This is a genomic window from Streptomyces sp. NPDC093065, assembly GCF_044754585.1.
Taxonomy (GTDB): domain Bacteria; phylum Actinomycetota; class Actinomycetes; order Streptomycetales; family Streptomycetaceae; genus Streptomyces.
The window spans coordinates 184,865-204,044 of record NZ_JBIVPJ010000008.1; the positions used below are offsets into that span (position 1 = coordinate 184,865).

Consider the following 19,180-nt stretch of genomic DNA (forward strand, 5'->3'; position numbering starts at 1 on the left):
CCCTAGTACTGCGCCCGCAGGTGCTCCCAGAAGCCGTCGCGCAGCGCCCGGCGCAGGTCGGCCTGGCCGCGCAGCGAGTACTGGAGCAGCCCCTCGGCCTCCACCAGCAGGTCCTGGTCCACGGAGCCGGGGAGGTAGGGGTGGCCGGGGAGCAGCTCCAGCAGGGAGTCGCGCCCCCGTGCCGCCAGCCACTTCGCCGCGATCTGCGCGCCCACGAAGCGGACGTCCTCGCCGGCGGGGCGCGGTGCGACCGCCCCGTCGACGGAGTGGGCCGTGCGCCGGGAGACATACGGCTTGAAGAAGTCGAGGTCGAGGGTGCGCTGGCTGTCGACCTCCCAGAGCAGCGGCTCGGCCTGGTTGCGGCACTCGGGGGCCTCGATGCCCCACAGGTGGACGCGGGCGCCGTATCCCTGGGCGGCCTCGACCGCCGACACCAGGTCCTCGTCGCCGCCGAGCAGCGCCGCGTCGCTGATGGCGCGGTGCCGGGCGAGGGACTCCAGGTCGGAGCGGATGAGGGAGTCGACGCCCTTCTGCTGGTTGTTGGCGTTGAGGTTGCCCAGGCGGACCTTGACGTCGGGGAGTTCGGCGATGGACTGCTGCTCGGCGGTGTGGATGCGGCGCCGGGCGCCGTCGTACCAGTACACGCGCAGGAGCCGGCTGTCCGCGAAGATGGTGCGGGCCTTGTCGATGAGCGCCTCGATCAGCCCCTCGGCGTCCAGGTCGAAGGCGCGGCGGTCCTCGGTCCCGGCCACCAGCCGCCCCGCCGCCGCGTACAGGTAGCCGGCGTCGACGAAGATCGCGTGGGTCGAGGGGGTCTTCGCCACCTCGGCGAGCATGCGCCGGAGCAGCTCGTTCGTGCGATCGATGCGAGCGTTCAGTGGCGCGAGGTCGTCATTCATCGCCTCCATTGTCCCGGCCGTCACGCTACGAACACAACCGGTCCCGGTCAGTCTTGTATCAGACACCTATCGGCCGAGCCCGTTCACTTCAGCTCGTAACAAGCGACTTACTTGTCAGTAATTAGTCGTGCGAAAAATTTCCTTAGCGTAGGGAATGTTTGCAGAGGGCATCTCGTTGAACATCTCGGAAGCCCGGGCACCGACGACCCAGGAGCCACACCAGTAGTTCTCCGCAGGAGGATGACCAGATCAAGGGAGAGGCCATGCGCTTTGAAGTCATGCGACTCGACGACGTCGACGGGACCCCCGTGGACACGACTGTCGTGGACGCCGCCTCCGTGAACCGCATCGTTCAGCAGGCCGCCGCCATGGGGCAGCGCCTGTGGATCCGCCCCGCCGACACCTCGGCCTTGTAGCGCGGACCCTTCGCACATGTGCAGGGCCCCCGTACGGAACCCCGTACGGGGGCCCTGTTGTGTGCGTCGTGTCCGCGCTCACGCGCCCTGGATCACCTGCGTGACGCCGTTGATGATCTGCTGCACTGCGATCGCGGAGAGCATCATGCCGGCGAGGCGGGTCACCAGGACCACGCCGCCGTCCTTGATGACCCGGATGATCAGCAGCGAGTACCGCATCACCAGCCACAGCACCACGTGAATGGCGAGGATCGCGGCCCACACCGAGACCTGCGTGGTCGCGCTGTCCGCCTTCTGCACGGCCAGGATGACCGACACGATCGCCCCGGGCCCGGCGAGCAGCGGCATGCCCAGCGGTACGAGTGCGACGTTGACGTCCTTGGTCTGCTTCGGCTCGTCCGTCTTGCCGGTGAGCAGGTCGAGGGCGATCAGCAGGAGCAGCAGCCCGCCCGCGATCATCAGGGCGGGCACGGACACGTGCAGGTAGTCCAGGATCTGGTGTCCGAGCAGGCCGAACACCGTGATCACGCCACCGGCGACGCAGACGGCCTGGAAGGCCATCCGCCGCTGCACCTTGGCGGGGCGCCCGGCGGTCAGCGCGAGGAAGATCGGGGTGATCCCGGGGGGATCCATGATGACAAAAAGGGTCAGGAAGAGGGAGCCGAAGACGGCGACGTCGAACATGGGTGGGCTACTGGCCTTGCGGAGGAGTGGAAAGGTGGACGCGCGGAGGTGAGGCTCAGGCCCCGCCGGCCCCCGGTACGGGGAACGCCCCGAACGCCCGTCGCGTGATCTCCCCGTACACCTCGGGGTCGGTCGTGTACTCGCCGAGCACACAGGTCTTCCGGCTCCCGTGGTAGTCGCTCGAGCCGGTCACCAGGAGCCCCAGCTCCTTCGCCGTCCCGCGCAGCCGTGTCCGCGTGTCCGCGTCGTGGTCCATGTGGTCGACCTCGATGCCGTCGAGCCCGGCGGCCGCCAGGTCGGCGATCGCGGTCTCGGACACGGTGCGGCCCCGCTTGGCGGCGGCCGGGTGCGCGAACACGGCGACGCCGCCCGCCCCCTTGATCAGCCGGAGCGCCTCGAAGGGGTCGGTCTCGTGCTTCTCCACGTGGGCCCGGCCGCCGTCGGCCAGCCAGTCCTCGGTGAAGGCGTCGTTCACGGTCGGGACGACGCCCAGTTCCACGAGGGCGGAGGCCACGTGCGGCCGCCCGACCGAGCCGTCGCCGGCGATCCCGGCGACCTGCTCCCAGGTGACGGGCACACCGAGCTCGTTGAGCTTGGCGACCATGGCCCGGGCGCGCGGCACCCGGTCGTCCCGGACCAGCTCGCGCTCGGCGAGCAGGGCGGGCTCCTCGGGGTCGAAGAGGTAGGCCAGCATGTGCATGCTGACGCCGTCGAGACGGCAGGAGAGCTCGGCGCCGGTGACGAGGGTGAGCCCCTCGGGCAGCGCGGCGAGGGCCTCGGCGTGGCCCCGGGTGGTGTCGTGGTCGGTCAGCGCGACGACGTCGAGGCCGGTCGCGGCGGCCTTGCGCACCAGCCGGGCCGGGGTGTCCGTGCCGTCGGACGCGGTGGAGTGGGTGTGCAGATCGATGCGCACGACGCTGACTCCAAGCGGTGACGGGACGGAAGGGGACGCTCAAGGATAACCGGAACGGGACCGCCCGCCGTCACACCCGCAGCGCCCCTGCGCCCCCTACGCGCCCCGCCCGGCCAACGCCGGCCCCACGAGGGCCTACGGCGCCGTCGGCTCGATCAGTCGCGGCGACAGGGCACCGCACGGCACCAGGTCCACCTCGGCGCCCGCGTCCCGCAGGTCGGTCAGCACCAGCTCCTCGTACATCAGCAGCCCCGACCGCTCGGGCCACACGACGGCCCACAGCCACATCCCGAGGGCCTCTCCGGCGAAGACGGCGCGGTCGACGGGACCGCCGGAGACGTGCCAGAGGGGGGTGGGCCGGCCCGCGGCCAGGACCTTGGCCTGGGGCGGCTTCTCGACCTCCATGTACGGCCCGGGGTCCGGGGCGTCCAGGCCCGCGTACCGCGCGCCGAGGCCGACGCCGAGCTCCTCGGCGACCAGGATCAGCTCACCGATGCCACCGAGCGGGCCGGGTCCGGAACAGGCGACGGCGGTCGCCCTGCCGCCACTGCGGTCGTCGCCCGCACAGGCCACGCCGGTGAACAGCCAGCCGACCGGCAGCGGCCAGGGCATCCACACCGGAACCTGGGTGCGGTGCACCACGACGCCGAGCGCCTCGACGCTGGGCGGGAGTACGGGCTGCAGCGGGTGGACGGTGCCGTGCAGGTCGCACTGCCAGGAATCGGCGAAGAGACCGGGAGCCCTGACCCGGCCACCGCACTTCGGGCAACTGGGTTCGCCCCTCATAGAGCCCCACGGTCCTACCCTCGCCCGCCCACGTCAAGGACGATCACCCATCCGGTGGGAAGGGCCGGCCCGGGGTGCACCCGGGACGTGGCCCGGGCCGCACCCCGGGAAACTAGGTGCATGTTGCATTAGTTAGCACAGCTAACTTACTATGTGTATAAGCCAACCATTTGGCATCCATCCCGTCGGCATTGGAGAAGCAAGCAATGGATCCCTTCGACGCGGGTGCGGGCGGCATCCTGCGGCAGCCCAAGGCCGTGTGGGCGACCGCGGGAGCGTCCGTCGTGGCCTTCATGGGCATCGGGCTCGTGGACCCGATCCTCCCGTCCATCGCCAAGGGCCTGGACGCGAGCGCCGGGCAGGTCTCCCTCCTGTTCACCTCGTACTTCCTCATCACCGCCCTGGCCATGCTGGTCACCGGCTTCGTCTCCAGCCGCATCGGCGGCCGCAAGACCCTGCTGCTCGGCCTGGCCTTCGTGGTGGTCTTCGCGGGCCTCGCCGGCACCTCCGACACCGTGGGCCAGCTCGTCGGCTACCGGGCCGGCTGGGGCCTCGGCAACGCGCTGTTCGTCTCGACGGCCCTCGCGGTGATCGTCGGCGCGGCGGCCGGCGGCAGCGCCGCCGCGATCCTGCTCTACGAGTCCGCCCTCGGGCTCGGCATGGCCTGCGGCCCGCTGCTGGGAGCGCTGCTCGGCGACGCCAGCTGGCGCTACCCGTTCTTCGGCACGGCCTTCCTGATGGCGATCGGCTTCCTGTGCATCTCGGTGTTCCTGAAGGAACAGCCGAGGCCCGCCCGCAAGACCTCGCTGCTCGACCCGATCCGGGCGCTCGGCCACGGCGGCCTCGCCTCCGCCGCCGTCTCGGCGTTCTTCTACAACTACACGTTCTTCACCGTGCTGGCCTTCACCCCCTTCGTGCTGAACATGACGCCGTACAAGTCCGGTGCCGTGTTCTTCGCCTGGGGTGTGCTGCTCGCCGTCTTCTCGGTTCTGGTGGCGCCGCGCATGCAGAGGCGCTTCGGCTCGCTCAAGGTGCTCGGCGGCTCGCTGGTGCTGCTCGCGGCCGACGTGCTCGTCCTCGGGTACGGCAACCACACCGCCGCCGTCGTCTGCACGATCCTTTCCGGCGCGTTCATCGGCGTGAACAACACGGTCTACACCGAGCTGGCACTCGGGGTCTCGGACGCACCGCGTCCGGTGGCGAGCGCGGGCTACAACTTCGTACGCTGGTTCGCCGCGGCGGCCGCGCCCTACTTCGCCCCGAAGATCGAGGAGTGGACCGACGCCCACATCCCGTTCGTGGTGGCGGCGGCGACCGCCGTGCTCGGCGCGGTGGTGGTCGTCGTACGGCGTCGCGCGCTCACCCACGAGGCCGAGGAACTGGAGCCGCGGCACGCGACCGAGGACTCGGTCACGGTCTTCGCCAACTGACGAGACGGGGCCGGTGAGTTGCGTCACCCGGCGGCATCAGTCCAGGGGAACGGATCTGCGCGCGGGGTCGCGCAGATCCGTTCCGTGGTTCAGCCAGCGTTCCTGGAGGGCGGGAGCGCCGTGCACGCGCTTCCAGGCGGCCTCGTTCGGCGTCATCGGCAGCAGCGGCAGGAACCGCACCGGGTCCAGCGGGGCGTCCAGCTCCAGGTCCTCCACCAGGCCGCCCGGCTCGGCGACCAGGACCGAGGTGAACGGAGCCCCGGGCCACAGCGGCTCACCGACGTCGAGCGAAGCACCCGGCGCCACGATCACGCCCTCGACCTGCGGGGACGCGGCCAGTACGGCGAGCGGGCGCAGCACCTTGTCGGTGTCGGCCGCCCCGGCCCGCACGGAGAGCACCAGCTCGGCACGGGGGCCCTTGACCGGGTCGGCGAGCACGGCCGCGGGGTCCGCCATGGGCTGGGCCGACATGCCGAGGGTGGCGTAGCGGACGACGTCGCCCTCCTGGCCGGCGGCGGGGAAGCGCAGCACCTCGATGCGGTCGGTGCCGAGGAAGGTGACCGCCGCGCGCGCGTCCGGCTCGCCCAGTGCGCTGTGCAACCGGGCCTCGACCAGAGGAAGAACATCAGCCATGCGGCGAGCATAGAACTCGTCGCGAAGAGGCAAAGCGGCGCCTTGACACGTCGGGTGACTGGTACTCTGACCCAGCGGTTCGGGGCAGCACGCAGGGCGTCGCGATCAAGTCCCCGACGCTGTGGAATCTCCCCTACGGGGAACCCCTTCAAACAAGGGGAATGGATCGTCCCTCACGAGGGACCGGCCGGAGGAGGTGGGGCTGGCATGGACCGAAGTCGACCGTGCAGTACCACCCGCTCTTCCGGCCGCTGACCGAGCCGTTCCGGTTCTTCCCGCTGCCGCTTTCCGTTCGCGCGCCTTCACACAGAAGAGCACTTCGTCCCGTTTTGCCTGATCTTTTGCCTGATCCGATCCATCGATGCGATCACCGCCGGTCCGCTTCGACCGTGTCGATCCGTGTCAGCAGCTGAATCAGCAGCGAAGTCGGCCACCGCGACGGTGCGGTGCCCCCCGCTTTGTGGACGCGCCGAGCACGCGTAGTCAGGACGTCCTCATTCCGGGCGGTTCCACCCGTCACCGGCCTCATTCGCTGCCCGCCGCGAAGGAGCCTGCCATGTCGATGATCCGTGACCTGCGCGCCGCGGTCCGCCCGTCCCGAGTCTCCCTGCACAGGGACGGCGGCGCCTACGAGACCACCCGTGACCCGGCTACGGCCTCCGCCGTCGTCGACTGCGCCGTCTACCGCGACGGCACGCGCGTCGAGACCGATCTGCCGCTGACCCCGCACACGGCGATGCGCCAGGTGCGCCGCGACGGCGGCTTCGTGTGGATCGGCCTGCACGAGCCCACCGAGGACGAGTTCGCCGGTATCGCCCGGGAGTTCGGGCTGCACCCGCTGGCCGTGGAGGACGCGGTCCAGGCCCACCAGCGGCCCAAGCTGGAGCGCTACGACGACTCCCTGTTCACGGTGTTCAAGACCGTCCACTACGTCGACCACGACCAGCTCACCGCCAACAGCGAGGTCGTCGACACCGGCGAGGTCATGTGCTTCACGGGCCGGGACTTCTTCATCACCGTCCGGCACGGCGGGCAGGGGTCGCTGCGTGCCCTGCGGCGCCGGCTCCAGGAGGACCCCGAGCTGCTGCTCAAGGGCCCCTCGGCGGTGCTGCACGCCATCGCCGACCACGTCGTCGACGGTTACATCGCGGTCGCCGACGCGGTGCAGGACGACATCGACGAGGTCGAGACGGAGGTGTTCTCGCCGGGCCGCAAGGGCACCCCGCGCGGCACGGACGCCGGCCGGATCTACCAACTCAAGCGCGAGGTGCTGGAGTTCAAGCGGGCGGTGGCGCCGCTGCTGCGGCCCATGCAGCTGCTCAGCGAGCGGCCGATGCGGCTGGTCGACCCGGAGATCCAGAAGTACTTCCGGGACGTCGCCGACCACGTGGCACGGGTCCAGGAGCAGGTCATCGGCTTCGACGAACTGCTGAACTCCATCCTCCAGGCCAACCTCGCCCAGGCGTCCGTGGCGCAGAACGAGGACATGCGCAAGATCACCTCGTGGGCCGCGATCGTCGCCGTACCGACGATGGTGTGCGGGGTCTACGGCATGAACTTCGACTACATGCCGGAGACGCACTGGAAGTTCGGCTATCCGCTGGTGCTGTCGATCACCGTCGGCATCTGTCTGGGCATCCACCGCACGCTCAAGCGCAACGGCTGGCTCTGAACCCGGCCACGGGCCGCTGGATAGGCTGACCGCATGACAAGCGAGCTGCTCGACAAGGCCCTCGTCGAGGAGGCCACGAAGAAGTCCGGCCTCATCTGGGTCAAGGGCCCCGGGGTGCCCGCACGCGCGCTGTGGCACGTCTGGCACGAGGGCGCCGCCTGCGTCGTCGGCGACGGGCCGGGCGAGCAGCCGCTGCCGGGGCTGGCCGACGGGGTCGCGGCCGAGGTGACGGTGCGCAGCAAGGACAAGGGCGGCCGGCTGGTCTCCTGGGCCGCGCGGGTCGTGGAGCTGCCCTCCGGTTCCGAGGCGTGGCAGGCGGCGGTCGGCGACCTCAAGGGCAAGCGGCTGAACGCCCCGGACGGCGAGGCGATGACCGGCCGCTGGGCCCGCGAGTGCCGGGTGCTGCGCCTGGAGCCGACGGGGAGCACGGCGCCGCTGCCCGACGCCGCCCTGGCCGAGGCGCCGCTGCCGAGCCCGGCGACGACCCGGCGGCCGGTTCCGGCGGGACTGCCCCGGCTGCTGTTCAAACGGCGCAGGCGATAGTGGCCGGGACCAGGACTCGGGCGGTGGCCCTGGTTCAGGACGCTGGCAGTTGCCTGCCGTAGTCCAGGGTGTCGTCCTTCGCCGGCTGTTCGAGGGCGAAGTCCTTGTTCCAGTCGGAGAAGCCGATCGTGCCCGCGCTGCCCGCCCGCACCAGCCGCAGCGGGTAGGGCTTGCCCTCCAGCGAGACGTCCAGCGAGCCGCCCGCGCCGTCGTCGCCGGTCACCCGGATGGTGCGCACGCCCGCCTGCTCGTGGCGGCCGTCGGTCTTCACCGTGCCGTGCAGGGTCAGCAGACCGTCGAGGAGGACGTCCTTGTCCGTGAAACCACTGAACTTCTTGTACACGGGGTCGCTCTGCGGCACCTTCACGTACTTGCCGGCCAGTTTGTCGGCCGCCTTGGCGTCGCCGTCGTCGTGGCTCCAGAACCCGGCGTCGGCCTTGAGGAAGAGCTGCTCGCCGACGCGCAGCAGTCCGAACGTCGTCCCCTGGGCGGCGACCGACCCGGTCCCTCCGTCGGCCTTCAGCCGCATGTCGAGGGTGTACCTGTTGCCGCCGGCCTCCACCGTGCCGTGCAGACGGACCGTGTCGGCGGCCTCGGCGGCCGTGGCGGCCTTGGCGTGGATCTTGTCGGCGGAGAGCTTCCCGAGGCCGTTGGTGCCCGCGTCGGGGTCCTCGCTGCCGCATCCCGTCAGCCCGGCTCCCGTCACGGCCAGGGCGCACACCGGGCCCAGCCAGGCGGCCCTGCGGATTCGGCGCCGGGGAGTCACAGACACAGGTGGAACTGCCTTTCTGACAGGGCTGACACGGGGCCGGCGGGCGTGGCGGCCCGCCCACGGGCGGACGACGGGAACGTGTCGACAGGGCCTGGGCCGCAGCGTACCGGGGCCGTGCGCGGCGAACGGAGCCAGTCCGTCCGGACCGGCCGCCGGGGCGAGGCCGACCGGGACGGGCCGGGCCTGTCCGGCGAGTCAGTGCGCAGGAAGGCCACGGCACCTCGTCGACGCCGGTGAGCGGGGTCTGGTGTGTGCCGCTGCAAGGCGGAGGAGGGAGTCGACGCGATGGGGGCCCGCGCGGGCGCAGTCGAGCGTGGGGAGTCGGCGAGTGACGGCAACGCGGCAGATGGGCGTGCCGGACCCCGCGTCTGCGGCATGATCCGCCGGACAGGCCATAGCCTGAAGCGCGTCCGAGCGGGCAATTCGGAAAAGAGACACTGTACGCATCAGCTTTCACGCACCCCCACTCGACTCTCAGGCACGCTCGCTCGGCTCCGCGAAGCGCGGGCGTGAGGAAAGGAGGCCGCGGCCATGGCAGCGGGCGCCCCCCGGATCTTCGTCTCCCACCTCTCCGGCATCGCCGTGTTCGACCCGGCCGGTGACCAGGTGGGCCGCGTCCGCGATCTGGTCGTCATGCTCCGCGTCGGCCGCAAACCCCCGCGCGTGCTCGGACTGGTCGTCGAACTCACCACCCGCCGCCGCATCTTCCTGCCCATGACCCGGGTCACCGGCATCGAGTCGGGCCAGGTCATCACCACCGGCGTGCTCAACGTCCGGCGCTTCGAGCAGCGGCCCACCGAGCGCCTCGTCTTCGGCGAGCTGCTCGACCGGCGGGTCACGCTCACCGAGACGGGTGAGGAGGCGACGGTCCTTGACCTGTCGGTGCAGCAGCTGCCCGCCCGCCGGGACTGGGAGATCGACAAGGTCTTCGTCCGCAAGGGCAGGAAGGGCGGCGCGTTCCGGCGCAACAAGGGCGAGACGCTCACCGTCGAGTGGTCCGGCGTCACCGGCTTCTCCGTCGAGGAGCAGGGCCAGGGCGCCGAGAACCTGCTGGCCACCTTCGAGCAGCTGCGCCCCGCCGACCTCGCCAACGTCCTGCACCACCTGTCCGCCAAGCGCCGCGCGGAGGTCGCCGCCGCCCTCGACGACGACCGCCTGGCCGACGTGCTGGAGGAGCTGCCGGAGGACGACCAGATCGAGATCCTCGGCAAGCTGAAGGAGGAGCGCGCCGCGGACGTCCTGGAGGCCATGGACCCCGACGACGCCGCCGACCTGCTCGGCGAGCTGCCCGAGGCGGACAAGGAACGGCTGCTGAGCCTGATGCAGCCCTCCGACGCGGCCGACATGCGGCGCCTGATGGCGTACGAGGAGCACACGGCCGGCGGTCTGATGACGACCGAGCCGATCGTGCTGCGGCCCGACGCGACCGTCGCCGACGCCCTGGCCCGCATCCGCAACCCCGACCTGTCCCCGGCGCACGCCGCCCAGGTCTACGTCTGCCGCCCGCCCGAGGAGACCCCGACCGGCAAGTACCTGGGCACGGTCCACTTCCAGCGCCTGCTGCGCGACCCCCCGTACACGCTGGTCGGCTCGATCCTCGACGACGACCTGCAACCCCTGGAGCCGGACGCCGCGCTGCCCGTGGTCGCCGGGTTCTTCGCCGCGTACGACATGGTCGCGGCGCCCGTCGTCGACGACTCGGGGGCGCTGCTCGGCGCGGTCACCGTGGACGACGTACTGGACCACATGCTGCCCGACGACTGGCGGGAGACCGAGTACCACCTGGACGACACGGCCGGGACGACGGGGGAGGTGGGCGCCGGTGGTGCCTGAGCGCGAGACGGCGGCCCGGGAGCGCGCCGCGTCGGGAGCGACCGCGTCCTCCCGGGCCCGGACCCGCCTCGACCAGCCCCGGCCGCCGCGCCGCAGGCTGCTGCCCGAGTGGGACCCGGAGTCCTTCGGGCGGCTGTCCGAGCGCGTCGCGCGCTTCCTGGGCACCGGGCGGTTCATCGTCTGGATGACGGTCGTCATCATCCTGTGGGTGCTGTGGAACGTCGCGGCCCCGAGCGCCCTGCGGTTCGACGAGTACCCGTTCATCTTCCTGACCCTGGCCCTGTCCCTGCAGGCCTCCTACGCCGCCCCGCTGATCCTGCTCGCCCAGAACCGGCAGGACGACCGGGACCGGGTCAACCTGGAGCAGGACCGCAAGCAGAACGAGCGGTCGATCGCCGACACCGAGTACCTGACCCGGGAGATCGCCGCCCTGCGCATCGGCCTCGGCGAGGTCGCGACGCGGGACTGGATCCGCTCCGAGCTGCAGGACGTGCTCAGGGACCTGGAGGAGCGGCAGAACGGCCACCACCCGGACCGCGGGGTATTCCCGGCGGATCGGTCTTCGGAGCGTGACGTACACGACCGCTGACGGGGCTTACCGCGTCCCGTAGGCGGCGCCGTACCATCGTGTCTATGGCTACGGAAGACGCGGTGCGCGAGGCACTGGCGACGGTGAACGACCCCGAGATCAACCGGCCCATCACCGAGCTCGGGATGGTCAAGTCGGTGGAGATCGGCGCGGACGGAGCGGTCGCGGTCGCCGTGTACCTGACGGTCTCCGGCTGCCCCATGCGGGACACCATCACGCAGCGCGTGACGGACGCGGTGGCACGGGTCGAGGGTGTCACGCGCGTCGACGTCGAGTTGGACGTGATGAGCGACGAGCAGCGCAAGGAGCTGGCCTCCGCCCTGCGCGGCGGTCAGACCGAGCGCGAGGTGCCCTTCGCCAAGCCGGGCAGCCTGACCCGGGTGTACGCGGTGGCGTCCGGCAAGGGCGGCGTCGGCAAGTCCTCGGTGACGGTGAACCTGGCGGCCTCGATGGCGGCCGACGGCCTGAAGGTCGGTGTCGTCGACGCCGACATCTACGGTCACTCCGTGCCGCGCATGCTGGGCGCCGACGGTCGTCCCACCCAGGTCGAGAACATGATCATGCCGCCGTCGGCCAACGGTGTGAAGGTCATCTCGATCGGCATGTTCACTCCGGGCAACGCGCCGGTCGTCTGGCGCGGCCCGATGCTGCACCGCGCGCTCCAGCAGTTCCTGGCGGACGTGTACTGGGGCGACCTGGACGTGCTGCTGCTCGACCTGCCGCCCGGCACCGGTGACATCGCGATCTCGGTGGCGCAGCTCGTGCCGAACGCCGAGATCCTGGTCGTGACGACCCCTCAGCAGGCCGCGGCCGAGGTGGCCGAGCGGGCCGGTGCCATCGCCGTGCAGACCCACCAGAAGATCGTCGGCGTGGTCGAGAACATGTCCGGGCTGCCCTGCCCGCACTGCGACGAGATGGTCGACGTCTTCGGCACCGGCGGCGGGCAGACGGTCGCCGACGGTCTGACCCGCACGACCGGTGCGCCGGTGCCGGTCCTCGGCGCCATCCCGATCGACGTCCGGCTGCGCGAGGGCGGCGACGACGGCAGGCCCGTCGTCCTGTCCGACCCGGACTCCCCGGCGGGCGCGGCCCTGCGCTCGATCGCGGGCAAGCTCGGGGGCCGTCAGCGGGGCCTTTCGGGGCTGTCGCTGGGGATCACGCCGAAGAACAAGTTCTGACGTCGGGTACGGGAGTGGGGGCGCTGTCCGCCGGGACGGCGCCCCTCGTCGTGCGTACGGCTGCCGGGCGGGCTCCGGCTAGGCGTACTCGGCGATGTCCTTGACGACGGCGAAGGCCAGCCCGTAGGCGCTCATGCCCCGCCCGTACGCGCCGAGGTGGACACCCTGCCCGGTGGTGCCGGCCAACACCCAGCCGAACTCGGACTCCCGGTAGTGGAAGGGCGTCGGCACGCCGTCCACGGGCAGGGACAGCGTCGTCCAGTCCTCGCCGTCGAGGTCGTCCGCGAGGACCCACGCGGTCTCCGTCTGCTGCTCGAGCCAGTCGTCGCGCAGCGAGTGGTCCATCTGGCCGGGCCAGGTGAAGGACAGCAGTCCCACTCCGGCGAGCCAGGCCGCCGAGGACACCGAGGTGGCCTCCAGCAGGCCGGTGCCGTCGGCGCTGCGCCGGTCGGGGTTGGCCGCGACGGTCACGACGACCGCGAACTTCTCCTTGGCGTCCTGCTCGTCGCCCGCCACGTGCTCGTTGCGCACCGACGGCTCGTCGCCGTGGCCGATCGAACCGTGCTCCACGGCCCCGTCGGCCGCCGTACCGATCTGCATCAGCCGGCGCGGTCCCGTGAAGGCCTCGTCGAGGCCGTACCACGGGAAGGGCGCACGCAGGTAGCCGTCGACCGTCTGCCGGCCGGAGGAGGACTGTGGTCCGCCCTCCGCGGCCGGTGTCTGCGCGACTGTCCGACTCGTCGTCTCCATGTGCCCGGACGCCTCCTCGCTCTCGTCGGACCGTGCCCGCCCCCCTATCGGGCGCACTCGTCCGGTCCGCACAACAACCTGGGCAGCATAGCCACACCACTGGCGGGAGCCGGGGAATCGCCCGGCGCGTGGGCCGCGCGGGCGTCGCCTTCAGGGCCTGTGCGCCCCGTCCGGAGTATGAGACACGTCACGTTCCCGGCCCGCGGGCCGGAGGTGGAGCGCGGATGCGGGGACCGGGATCAGGTGGCGTCCGCGTCGAAGGGCGGGCGGTCGTCCGCGGCGGGCCTGTCGGACGGCTCGGGCTTCTTCGACATGTCGATACGGCCGCTGCCGGAACCGGAGGAGCCGGTGGACCCGGAGGACGACGAGCCGGAGGACGAGCCCTCCGGGTCCCGGCCGTGGACCGCGTCGGTGACCTCGGCCATCTCCTTCTTCAGGTCGAAGCCGTTGCGGATCTCCTTGAGCCCCAGCTCGTCGTTGTCCAGCTGCTTGCGGATGAACGTCTTGGGGTTCAGGTCCTCGAACTCGAAGTCCTTGAACTCGGGGCCCAGCTCCTGGCGGATGTCCTGCTTGGCGCTGTCCGAGAACTCCCGGATCTTCCGGATGGTGCGCGTCACGTCCTGGATGACCTTGGGGAGCTTGTCCGGACCGAAGACGAGCACGGCGAGGACGACGAGCGTCACCAGCTCTAGTGCGCCTATGTCATTGAACACCTGAAGCTCCTTGGAATGTCCGGGCCGCCACCACGGTACCCGCCGACCCCGTCCGACCGGTACCGTCCCGGGGGCCCCGGACCCGTGTACGTGACCGCTTTCCGAATTGTTTGCCTTCCTGGTGCCTTGTCGGGACCTGCGCGGCGGTCAGTCGCCGTCGGCCGAGCCGAGCACCAGTGAGACCTTCGTCTCCTTGCCGCCGCGTTCCACGGTCAGCTCCAGACGGTCGCCGGGGCGGTGGGCGCGGGTCTTGACGATGAGTTCCTCGCCGGAGTGCACACGCTGTCCGTCGACCGCGGTGATCACGTCCCCCGGCTCGATGCCGGCCTCGGCACCGGGGCCGCCCGCGGTGACGGCGGGTCCGCCGTCGCTGCCCTTGGCGCCCACGCGGGCGCCGTCACCCGCGTAGCCCATGTCGAGGGTGACGCCGATGACCGGGTGGGTGGCCCTGCCAGTGTTGATCAGTTCCTCGGCGACGCGCTTGCCCTGGTTGACGGGGATGGCGAAGCCGAGGCCTATGGAACCGGCCTGGCCGCCCTCCGACTCGGCGCTGCCGCTGTCGGCGGAGCGGATGGCGGAGTTGATGCCGATGGCCCGGCCCTGGGCGTCCAGGAGGGGGCCGCCGGAGTTGCCGGGGTTGATGGGCGCGTCGGTCTGGAGGGCGTCGACGTAGGAGACGTCGCTGCCGTCGCCCTCCCCGCCGCCGGCGGTGATGGGCCGTTCCTTGGCGCTGATGATGCCGGAGGTGACCGTGCCGGCCAGGTCGAAGGGGGCGCCGATGGCGACGACGGGGTCGCCGACCCGTACGTTGTCGGAGTTGCCGAGGGGCATCGGGGTGAGGCCGCTGACGCCCTTGACCTTCACCACGGCGAGGTCGTATCCGCTGTCCCGGCCGACGACCGCGGCCTGGGCGGTGTCGCCGCTGTTGAAGGTCACGGTGATCTCGCCGTCGGAGCCGGCGGGCTCCACGACGTGGTTGTTGGTCAGGATGTGGCCCCGGTCGTCGAGGACGAACCCGGTGCCGGTGCCGGCCGACTCGCTGCCGTTCACATGCAGGGTCACCACGCTGGGCAGGGCCCGCGCGGCGATGCCGGCGACACTGTCCGGGGCCCGCTCGGCATCCTCGGGCGCGGCCTGCGGCAGCTCGACGGTCCCCACCCCGCCGTTGCGTTCCAGGTACCCGCCCACGGCGCCGCCGAGGCCGCCGGAGACCAGGGCGATGAGCAGGGCACCGCCGACGAGCGTCTTCGTCGCCCGCCGACGTCGCTGCCCCGGCGCCGGGCCGACGGCTTCGTGGTGCCGAGCGGCGGAGACGGCCCAGGGGTCGTAGCGCCCCCACGGGTCGGAGGCGGGTTCGGCGCCGGGCGCCGGCGCGGTCGGCCCCGCCCACGGGCCGGGCACGGGCGAGGGGCCGGAAGGCTGCGGGGCGGCAGGTGTCGCGCCGGGCGGGGCTCCGGCGTGAGACGCCGCGTCGTACGCCTGGCCGGGCACCGCCGGGTGCCGGTCCAGGTCCTGTCCCGGGTCCTGCCCCGCCTGCGGTAGCGGCGGGGCGCTCTGGGCGAACGCCGGGTCGGAAGCCGGGTCCGGGGGCGGAGCCGCCGACGGCGTCGTCGCGGGTGCTGCGGCGGGTGCGGCCGGTGCGGGTGCGTGCGGGGCATCGGTCGCCGTGCCGTGCGCCGGTGTGGCCGCCGGATGCTGGACCGGCGGGGCCGGGGCCCACGGGCCCGGCTCGCCGTACGGCGGGGTGCTGTACGGGTCGGGTTCGTGCAGCGGCCTGGGGCGCTCGGCGGGCGGCGTGCCGTCGGCGACCTGATCGGGGACGGGCCCCGAGGGTGTCTGCGGGTCCGCGCCCACGGCCGGGCCGGCGGAGGCCTCGGCCCCGGGCTCGGCGCGCCGACGCGGAGCGGCGTCCGTCGGTCCGTCCCGCCCGGGCAGGGGCAGGCCCAGCTCGTAGTCCCCCTCGTCGCTCGCGCGGGGCGGCACCGGGCGTTCCAGCTCGAAGTCGCCCCCGTCGGCCTCGCGGTCGTCGAGGGCCGTGCCCGCGCCCGGTTCCGCGGGGACCGGGCTGGGGCGTTCCAGTTCGAAGTCGCCGTCGGGTGCGTCTTCGGACGAGCGGGGACGACTCCACCACTTCGCCTTCGTGGGCTTCCCCTCGTTCATGTTCTCCCCCGCAGCTGGCCGCAGATCGTCGGCTCCCAGGTCCTGTCGTCACATTCCCGTCGTCCCGCCCGAAGGGCGGGCCCGGCGGCGTGCAGCGAGAGTACGTGCCCGGCGTCGCCGGGCAGGCGGGAACGTGGCGACAGGGCCCAGGGCTCAGGCGCCACCCCGGATTCAACCAGGTTCGCGGACCGGCGCGCAGATTTGCTCAGCGAACCGGTCGGTGCGACGCGGCCGACGAAGCTGCCGGGTAGGGGGACGGAGCCGCGTCGGGGGCGGCGAGCAGGCCGGGCGGCCTGACCTCGTCGGTCGCCGGCCAGGAGCTCAGGGAGAGCGGCGGGACCGCCTCCAGCGGACGTATCAGCGGGGACATGGCGGCCGCGCCGGCGGTCACCGGAGTGGTCAGTGCCCGGACGGCCTGCTGCCGTGCGTCGCCCCCGGCGGGGGCCGGCATCCCGGGCAGCAGCGGCGCGGAGGCCGTGGTGGGTACCGCGTGGGTGTCGCCCAGCGTCCGCTGGCCCTGCCCGAGCAGTGGGCCGCCCGTGCGGCGGCGCTGGCTCTCGGAGCCGGTGGCCGCCGCCGAACCCGGGGTGCGCATCGGCGTCACGTTGCTGCCGCTGCCCGAGCCGCGGGCCTCGGTGGTGGTGTCCGGTGTGCCCAGGGTGACGCCGCCCAATGCGATCGCGGCCAGCGACACCGCCCCGGCGGCGGCGAAGGCGAACCGCAGACCGCGCGAGGCCGAGCGCTCGGACTCGGGCCTGCTCACGTCGTGGATCCGGAAGCCGCCCCGTCCGTGGGCGGAGGCCGGCAGGACGGGGGCGTGCGGCCGGGCGGGGACGTAGTCGAACTCGAACCGCTCGCCCCGCCTCGTGCCGAAGACACCGGAGCCCGCCGGGGTCCCGAACCCTGCGGGCAGCCCGGCGAGCGGCGGGCCGCCACCGTCCGATTCGCCCCCGGGGAGCCCTTGGAGGCGGGCCAGGAAGCTTTCCGACGGGGCCGGCGGGGCCGCTTCGGCGAAGACGTTCTTCAACCGGCGCTGCGCGTCGACCTCCGCCTTGCACTTCGGGCAGGTCGCCACGTGCGCCAGTACGCGCTCACGCGCGTCATGACCGAGCTCTCCGTCCACCAGGGCGGAGAGTCGGTCTCCCAGATGCTGCTCTGCGAGGTGTCCCTCGGACTCAGGCCGTGACCCACTCACGCGCTCGTGCCCCCTCCTCCCAGTGCGGGAACACCGGCCGCGAACGAGCGACGGTCGGCCCGCGCCTTCGGGGAACGGTGCGCGAGCGCCTTGCGCAGCTGGGAACGGCCGCGGTGGATGCGGGAGCGGACCGTGCCGAGCTTGACGCCGAGGGTCGCGGCGATCTCCTCGTACGAAAGGCCCTCGATGTCGCACAGGACGACGGCGGCGCGGAACTCGGGCGCGAGGGTGTCGAGGGCCTGCTGGACGTCCGCGTCGAAGTGGGCGTCGTGGAACAGCTGCTGCGGAGTGGGCTCCCTGCTGGGCAGCCGCTCGGCCGCGTCGTCGCCGAGCGCGTCGAACCGGATGCGCTGCTTGCGGCGGACCATGTCCAGGAAGAGGTTGGTGGTGATGCGGTGCAGCCAGCCCTCGAACGTGCCCGGCGTGTAGGTCGACAGGGAACGGAAGACGCGGACGAAGACCTCCTGGGTGAGGTCCTCCGCGTCGTGCTGGTTGCCCGTCAGGCGGTAGGCGAGGCGGTAGACCCGGCCGCTGTGGGTGCTGACGATCTCCTCCCAGGTGGGCGGAGTCCACGCGGGCCCGTCCGCGTCGCCTGTGAAGGTCGCGGTCTGGCCGTGTCCCGTGGGACCGTCGGCGTGGCGGTGGTCAGCAGCGGTGTCGTTCACGGATTTCGGCCTGCCTGCCGATCCGAGGAAGCGCCGCAGCACTCCGCCCCGATCCGCGGGTGCGGCCGCACCTCCCCTGTCGGCTCTGGTGGTGTCCAGTGGAGCCCCTACCATAGCCACCTCGCCCGTTAGCTCCGGATAAGCGGTTTTACGAGAATTTGATCTGGGCCGGTACGGCTCGTCCGGCCGTGTCGCCACGTGCTCGACGCCCTGGTCCATCGCCGCCCTCCCCGTCACAGCCCCGGCCGCTCGGTCGTCTCTTCGCCCGTCTCTTTGCTTCCCCCTTTAAACGACTGGTCCCATCTGCGGGTTCCCGACGCCAACGGATACAGTCACGCCGAGGCAACGACGGGGACAGGAGAGGGTCATTACCGGCAACCGGCAGACGAGCTGGGCGTTCGCCGACGCCTATGTCGCCGAGGACGACGCGCTGCTCTGGGCACGCGACCGGGCCCGCGAGGCGGGCCTGCGCTCGGTGACCCCGGGCACGGGATCCGCCCTGGGGTTGCTCGCCGCCGCCGTGGACGCCAAGGCGGTCGCGGAGATCGGCACCGGCTGCGGCGTCTCCGGGATCCATCTGCTGCACGGCATGCGGCCGGACGGCGTGCTGACCACGGTCGACCCGGAGCCGGAACACCAGCAGTTCGCCCGCCAGGCCTTCCGTGCCGCGGGCTTCGCCAGCAACCGGGCCCGGTTCATCCCCGGCCGCGCCCTGGACGTGCTGCCCCGGCTCGCGGACGCCGGATACGACCTCGTCTTCTGCGACGGCGACCGCCTGGAGTACCAGGACTATCTCGCTGAATCGTTGCGCCTGCTGCGCCCCGGAGGTCTCGTCGCCTTCGAAGGCGTCTTCGGCGCCGGCCGCACGATCGACTCGGGGCCGCAGCCCACCGAAGTGCTGCGGGTGCGGGAACTGCTGCGCGCGGTGCGCGAGAGCCAGGAGCTGGTGCCGTCCCTGCTGCCGGTGGGCGACGGACTGCTCTGCGCCGTGAAGCGCTGAGGAAATGCGCCGGACGCCGGGGAATGCCGTGCCAAGACAATCACCCCGGCACCATGTGCGGTACCGGGGCGACTGAACGGGTATGGTCGCTCGCGCGTCAGCCGACGACCTTCTTGAGGGCGTCGCCGAGCGCGTCGGCCTCATCGGGGGTCAGCTCGACGACGAGCCGCCCGCCGCCTTCGAGCGGAACGCGCATGACGATGCCCCGCCCCTCCTTGGTCACCTCGAGCGGGCCGTCGCCCGTCCGCGGCTTCATGGCCGCCATGCTCGTTCCCCTTCCTGATACCAGCTCACCGTCACCGCCGACGGCCCCTGAGGGCACGCGCAGTCCGGCTTGGACGCGCGACAC

General features: G+C 72.0%; 20 protein-coding genes. 8 read left to right on the plus strand and 12 right to left on the minus strand.

Annotation, left to right across the window (positions count from 1 at the left end):
- Window positions 1-2: 2 nt before the first annotated feature.
- Window positions 3-899: an NYN domain-containing protein gene (locus ACIQFU_RS16730; protein ID WP_402552153.1), complete on the minus strand. Its 897-nt coding sequence runs from the start codon at window positions 897-899 to the stop codon at window positions 3-5.
- A 263-nt stretch (window positions 900-1,162) separates the two neighbouring features.
- On the opposite strand from ACIQFU_RS16730, the gene ACIQFU_RS16735 reads away from it, so the two are divergent.
- Window positions 1,163-1,315: a hypothetical protein gene (locus ACIQFU_RS16735; RefSeq protein ID WP_402552154.1), complete on the plus strand. Its 153-nt coding sequence runs from the start codon at window positions 1,163-1,165 to the stop codon at window positions 1,313-1,315.
- A gap of 78 nt (window positions 1,316-1,393) precedes the next feature.
- On the opposite strand, the gene ACIQFU_RS16740 is transcribed toward ACIQFU_RS16735, so the two are convergent.
- The 3 genes from ACIQFU_RS16740 to ACIQFU_RS16750 form a co-directional block, all read right to left on the minus strand.
- Window positions 1,394-1,999, minus strand: a complete 606-nt coding sequence (locus ACIQFU_RS16740) for a MarC family protein (protein ID WP_125628952.1) — start codon at window positions 1,997-1,999, stop codon at window positions 1,394-1,396.
- 55 nt (window positions 2,000-2,054) lie between these two features.
- Window positions 2,055-2,912: a PHP domain-containing protein gene (locus ACIQFU_RS16745; protein WP_402552156.1), complete on the minus strand. Its 858-nt coding sequence runs from the start codon at window positions 2,910-2,912 to the stop codon at window positions 2,055-2,057.
- Window positions 2,913-3,047: 135 nt separating this feature from the next.
- Window positions 3,048-3,698: a DUF6758 family protein gene (locus ACIQFU_RS16750; protein WP_007444420.1), complete on the minus strand. Its 651-nt coding sequence runs from the start codon at window positions 3,696-3,698 to the stop codon at window positions 3,048-3,050.
- Window positions 3,699-3,904: 206 nt separating this feature from the next.
- Here ACIQFU_RS16750 and ACIQFU_RS16755 point away from each other — a divergent pair, with 206 nt between their 5' ends.
- Entirely contained in the window at window positions 3,905-5,128 is a 1,224-nt protein-coding gene (locus tag ACIQFU_RS16755) for an MFS transporter (protein ID WP_402552158.1), read from the plus strand.
- 36 nt (window positions 5,129-5,164) lie between these two features.
- Here the strand turns inward: ACIQFU_RS16755 and ACIQFU_RS16760 are convergent, their stop codons facing one another.
- Complete coding sequence (locus ACIQFU_RS16760; protein WP_402552159.1) at window positions 5,165-5,761, minus strand: suppressor of fused domain protein; 597 nt, start codon at window positions 5,759-5,761, stop codon at window positions 5,165-5,167.
- A gap of 556 nt (window positions 5,762-6,317) precedes the next feature.
- Between ACIQFU_RS16760 and ACIQFU_RS16765 the strand changes: the two genes are divergently transcribed.
- A complete protein-coding gene (locus ACIQFU_RS16765) occupies window positions 6,318-7,433 on the plus strand; it encodes a magnesium and cobalt transport protein CorA (protein ID WP_402552162.1) in 1,116 nt (371 codons plus the stop codon).
- 33 nt (window positions 7,434-7,466) lie between these two features.
- Window positions 7,467-7,976, plus strand: coding sequence for a hypothetical protein (locus ACIQFU_RS16770; RefSeq protein WP_402552164.1), 510 nt, complete (start codon window positions 7,467-7,469; stop codon window positions 7,974-7,976).
- A 34-nt stretch (window positions 7,977-8,010) separates the two neighbouring features.
- On the opposite strand, the gene ACIQFU_RS16775 is transcribed toward ACIQFU_RS16770, so the two are convergent.
- Entirely contained in the window at window positions 8,011-8,748 is a 738-nt protein-coding gene (locus ACIQFU_RS16775) for a hypothetical protein (protein WP_402552165.1), read from the minus strand.
- A gap of 531 nt (window positions 8,749-9,279) precedes the next feature.
- On the opposite strand from ACIQFU_RS16775, the gene ACIQFU_RS16780 reads away from it, so the two are divergent.
- From ACIQFU_RS16780 to ACIQFU_RS16790, 3 genes are read left to right on the plus strand one after another with little or no spacing between them, the layout of a single operon-like run.
- Window positions 9,280-10,581: a magnesium transporter MgtE N-terminal domain-containing protein gene (locus ACIQFU_RS16780; RefSeq protein WP_402552167.1), complete on the plus strand. Its 1,302-nt coding sequence runs from the start codon at window positions 9,280-9,282 to the stop codon at window positions 10,579-10,581.
- The gene (locus tag ACIQFU_RS16785) at window positions 10,571-11,170 is read left to right on the plus strand and encodes a DUF1003 domain-containing protein (protein WP_402552168.1); all 600 of its coding nucleotides are present in this window, start codon (window positions 10,571-10,573) and stop codon (window positions 11,168-11,170) included. The genes ACIQFU_RS16780 and ACIQFU_RS16785 overlap by 11 nt, the downstream gene beginning before the upstream one ends.
- Before the next feature lie 44 nt (window positions 11,171-11,214).
- Window positions 11,215-12,348 carry an Mrp/NBP35 family ATP-binding protein gene (locus ACIQFU_RS16790; protein WP_402552169.1) on the plus strand — a complete coding sequence of 378 codons (1,134 nt, stop codon included), beginning with the start codon at window positions 11,215-11,217 and terminating at the stop codon, window positions 12,346-12,348.
- 78 nt (window positions 12,349-12,426) lie between these two features.
- Here ACIQFU_RS16790 and ACIQFU_RS16795 read toward each other — a convergent pair whose 3' ends face one another.
- The 5 genes from ACIQFU_RS16795 to sigE all read right to left on the minus strand — a co-directional run bounded on the left by ACIQFU_RS16795 (window position 12,427) and on the right by sigE (window position 17,873).
- Entirely contained in the window at window positions 12,427-13,098 is a 672-nt protein-coding gene (locus tag ACIQFU_RS16795) for a hypothetical protein (protein ID WP_402552171.1), read from the minus strand.
- A gap of 239 nt (window positions 13,099-13,337) precedes the next feature.
- Window positions 13,338-13,811: a sec-independent translocase gene (locus tag ACIQFU_RS16800; RefSeq protein ID WP_402552173.1), complete on the minus strand. Its 474-nt coding sequence runs from the start codon at window positions 13,809-13,811 to the stop codon at window positions 13,338-13,340.
- 147 nt (window positions 13,812-13,958) lie between these two features.
- Window positions 13,959-15,971 (minus strand): trypsin-like peptidase domain-containing protein, encoded by a 2,013-nt coding sequence (locus ACIQFU_RS16805; RefSeq protein ID WP_402552174.1) that lies wholly within the window; start codon window positions 15,969-15,971, stop codon window positions 13,959-13,961.
- 205 nt (window positions 15,972-16,176) lie between these two features.
- Window positions 16,177-17,166 carry an anti-sigma factor family protein gene (locus tag ACIQFU_RS16810; RefSeq protein ID WP_402552175.1) on the minus strand — a complete coding sequence of 330 codons (990 nt, stop codon included), beginning with the start codon at window positions 17,164-17,166 and terminating at the stop codon, window positions 16,177-16,179.
- Window positions 17,163-17,873 carry an RNA polymerase sigma factor SigE gene (gene sigE / locus ACIQFU_RS16815; protein WP_174855424.1) on the minus strand — a complete coding sequence of 237 codons (711 nt, stop codon included), beginning with the start codon at window positions 17,871-17,873 and terminating at the stop codon, window positions 17,163-17,165. The genes ACIQFU_RS16810 and sigE overlap by 4 nt, the downstream gene beginning before the upstream one ends.
- 259 nt (window positions 17,874-18,132) lie before the next feature.
- On the opposite strand from sigE, the gene ACIQFU_RS16820 reads away from it, so the two are divergent.
- Entirely contained in the window at window positions 18,133-18,831 is a 699-nt protein-coding gene (locus ACIQFU_RS16820) for an O-methyltransferase (RefSeq protein WP_274579073.1), read from the plus strand.
- A gap of 97 nt (window positions 18,832-18,928) precedes the next feature.
- Here the strand turns inward: ACIQFU_RS16820 and ACIQFU_RS16825 are convergent, their stop codons facing one another.
- Window positions 18,929-19,096 (minus strand): DUF3117 domain-containing protein, encoded by a 168-nt coding sequence (locus tag ACIQFU_RS16825; RefSeq protein WP_003966491.1) that lies wholly within the window; start codon window positions 19,094-19,096, stop codon window positions 18,929-18,931.
- Window positions 19,097-19,180: the final 84 nt, after the last annotated feature.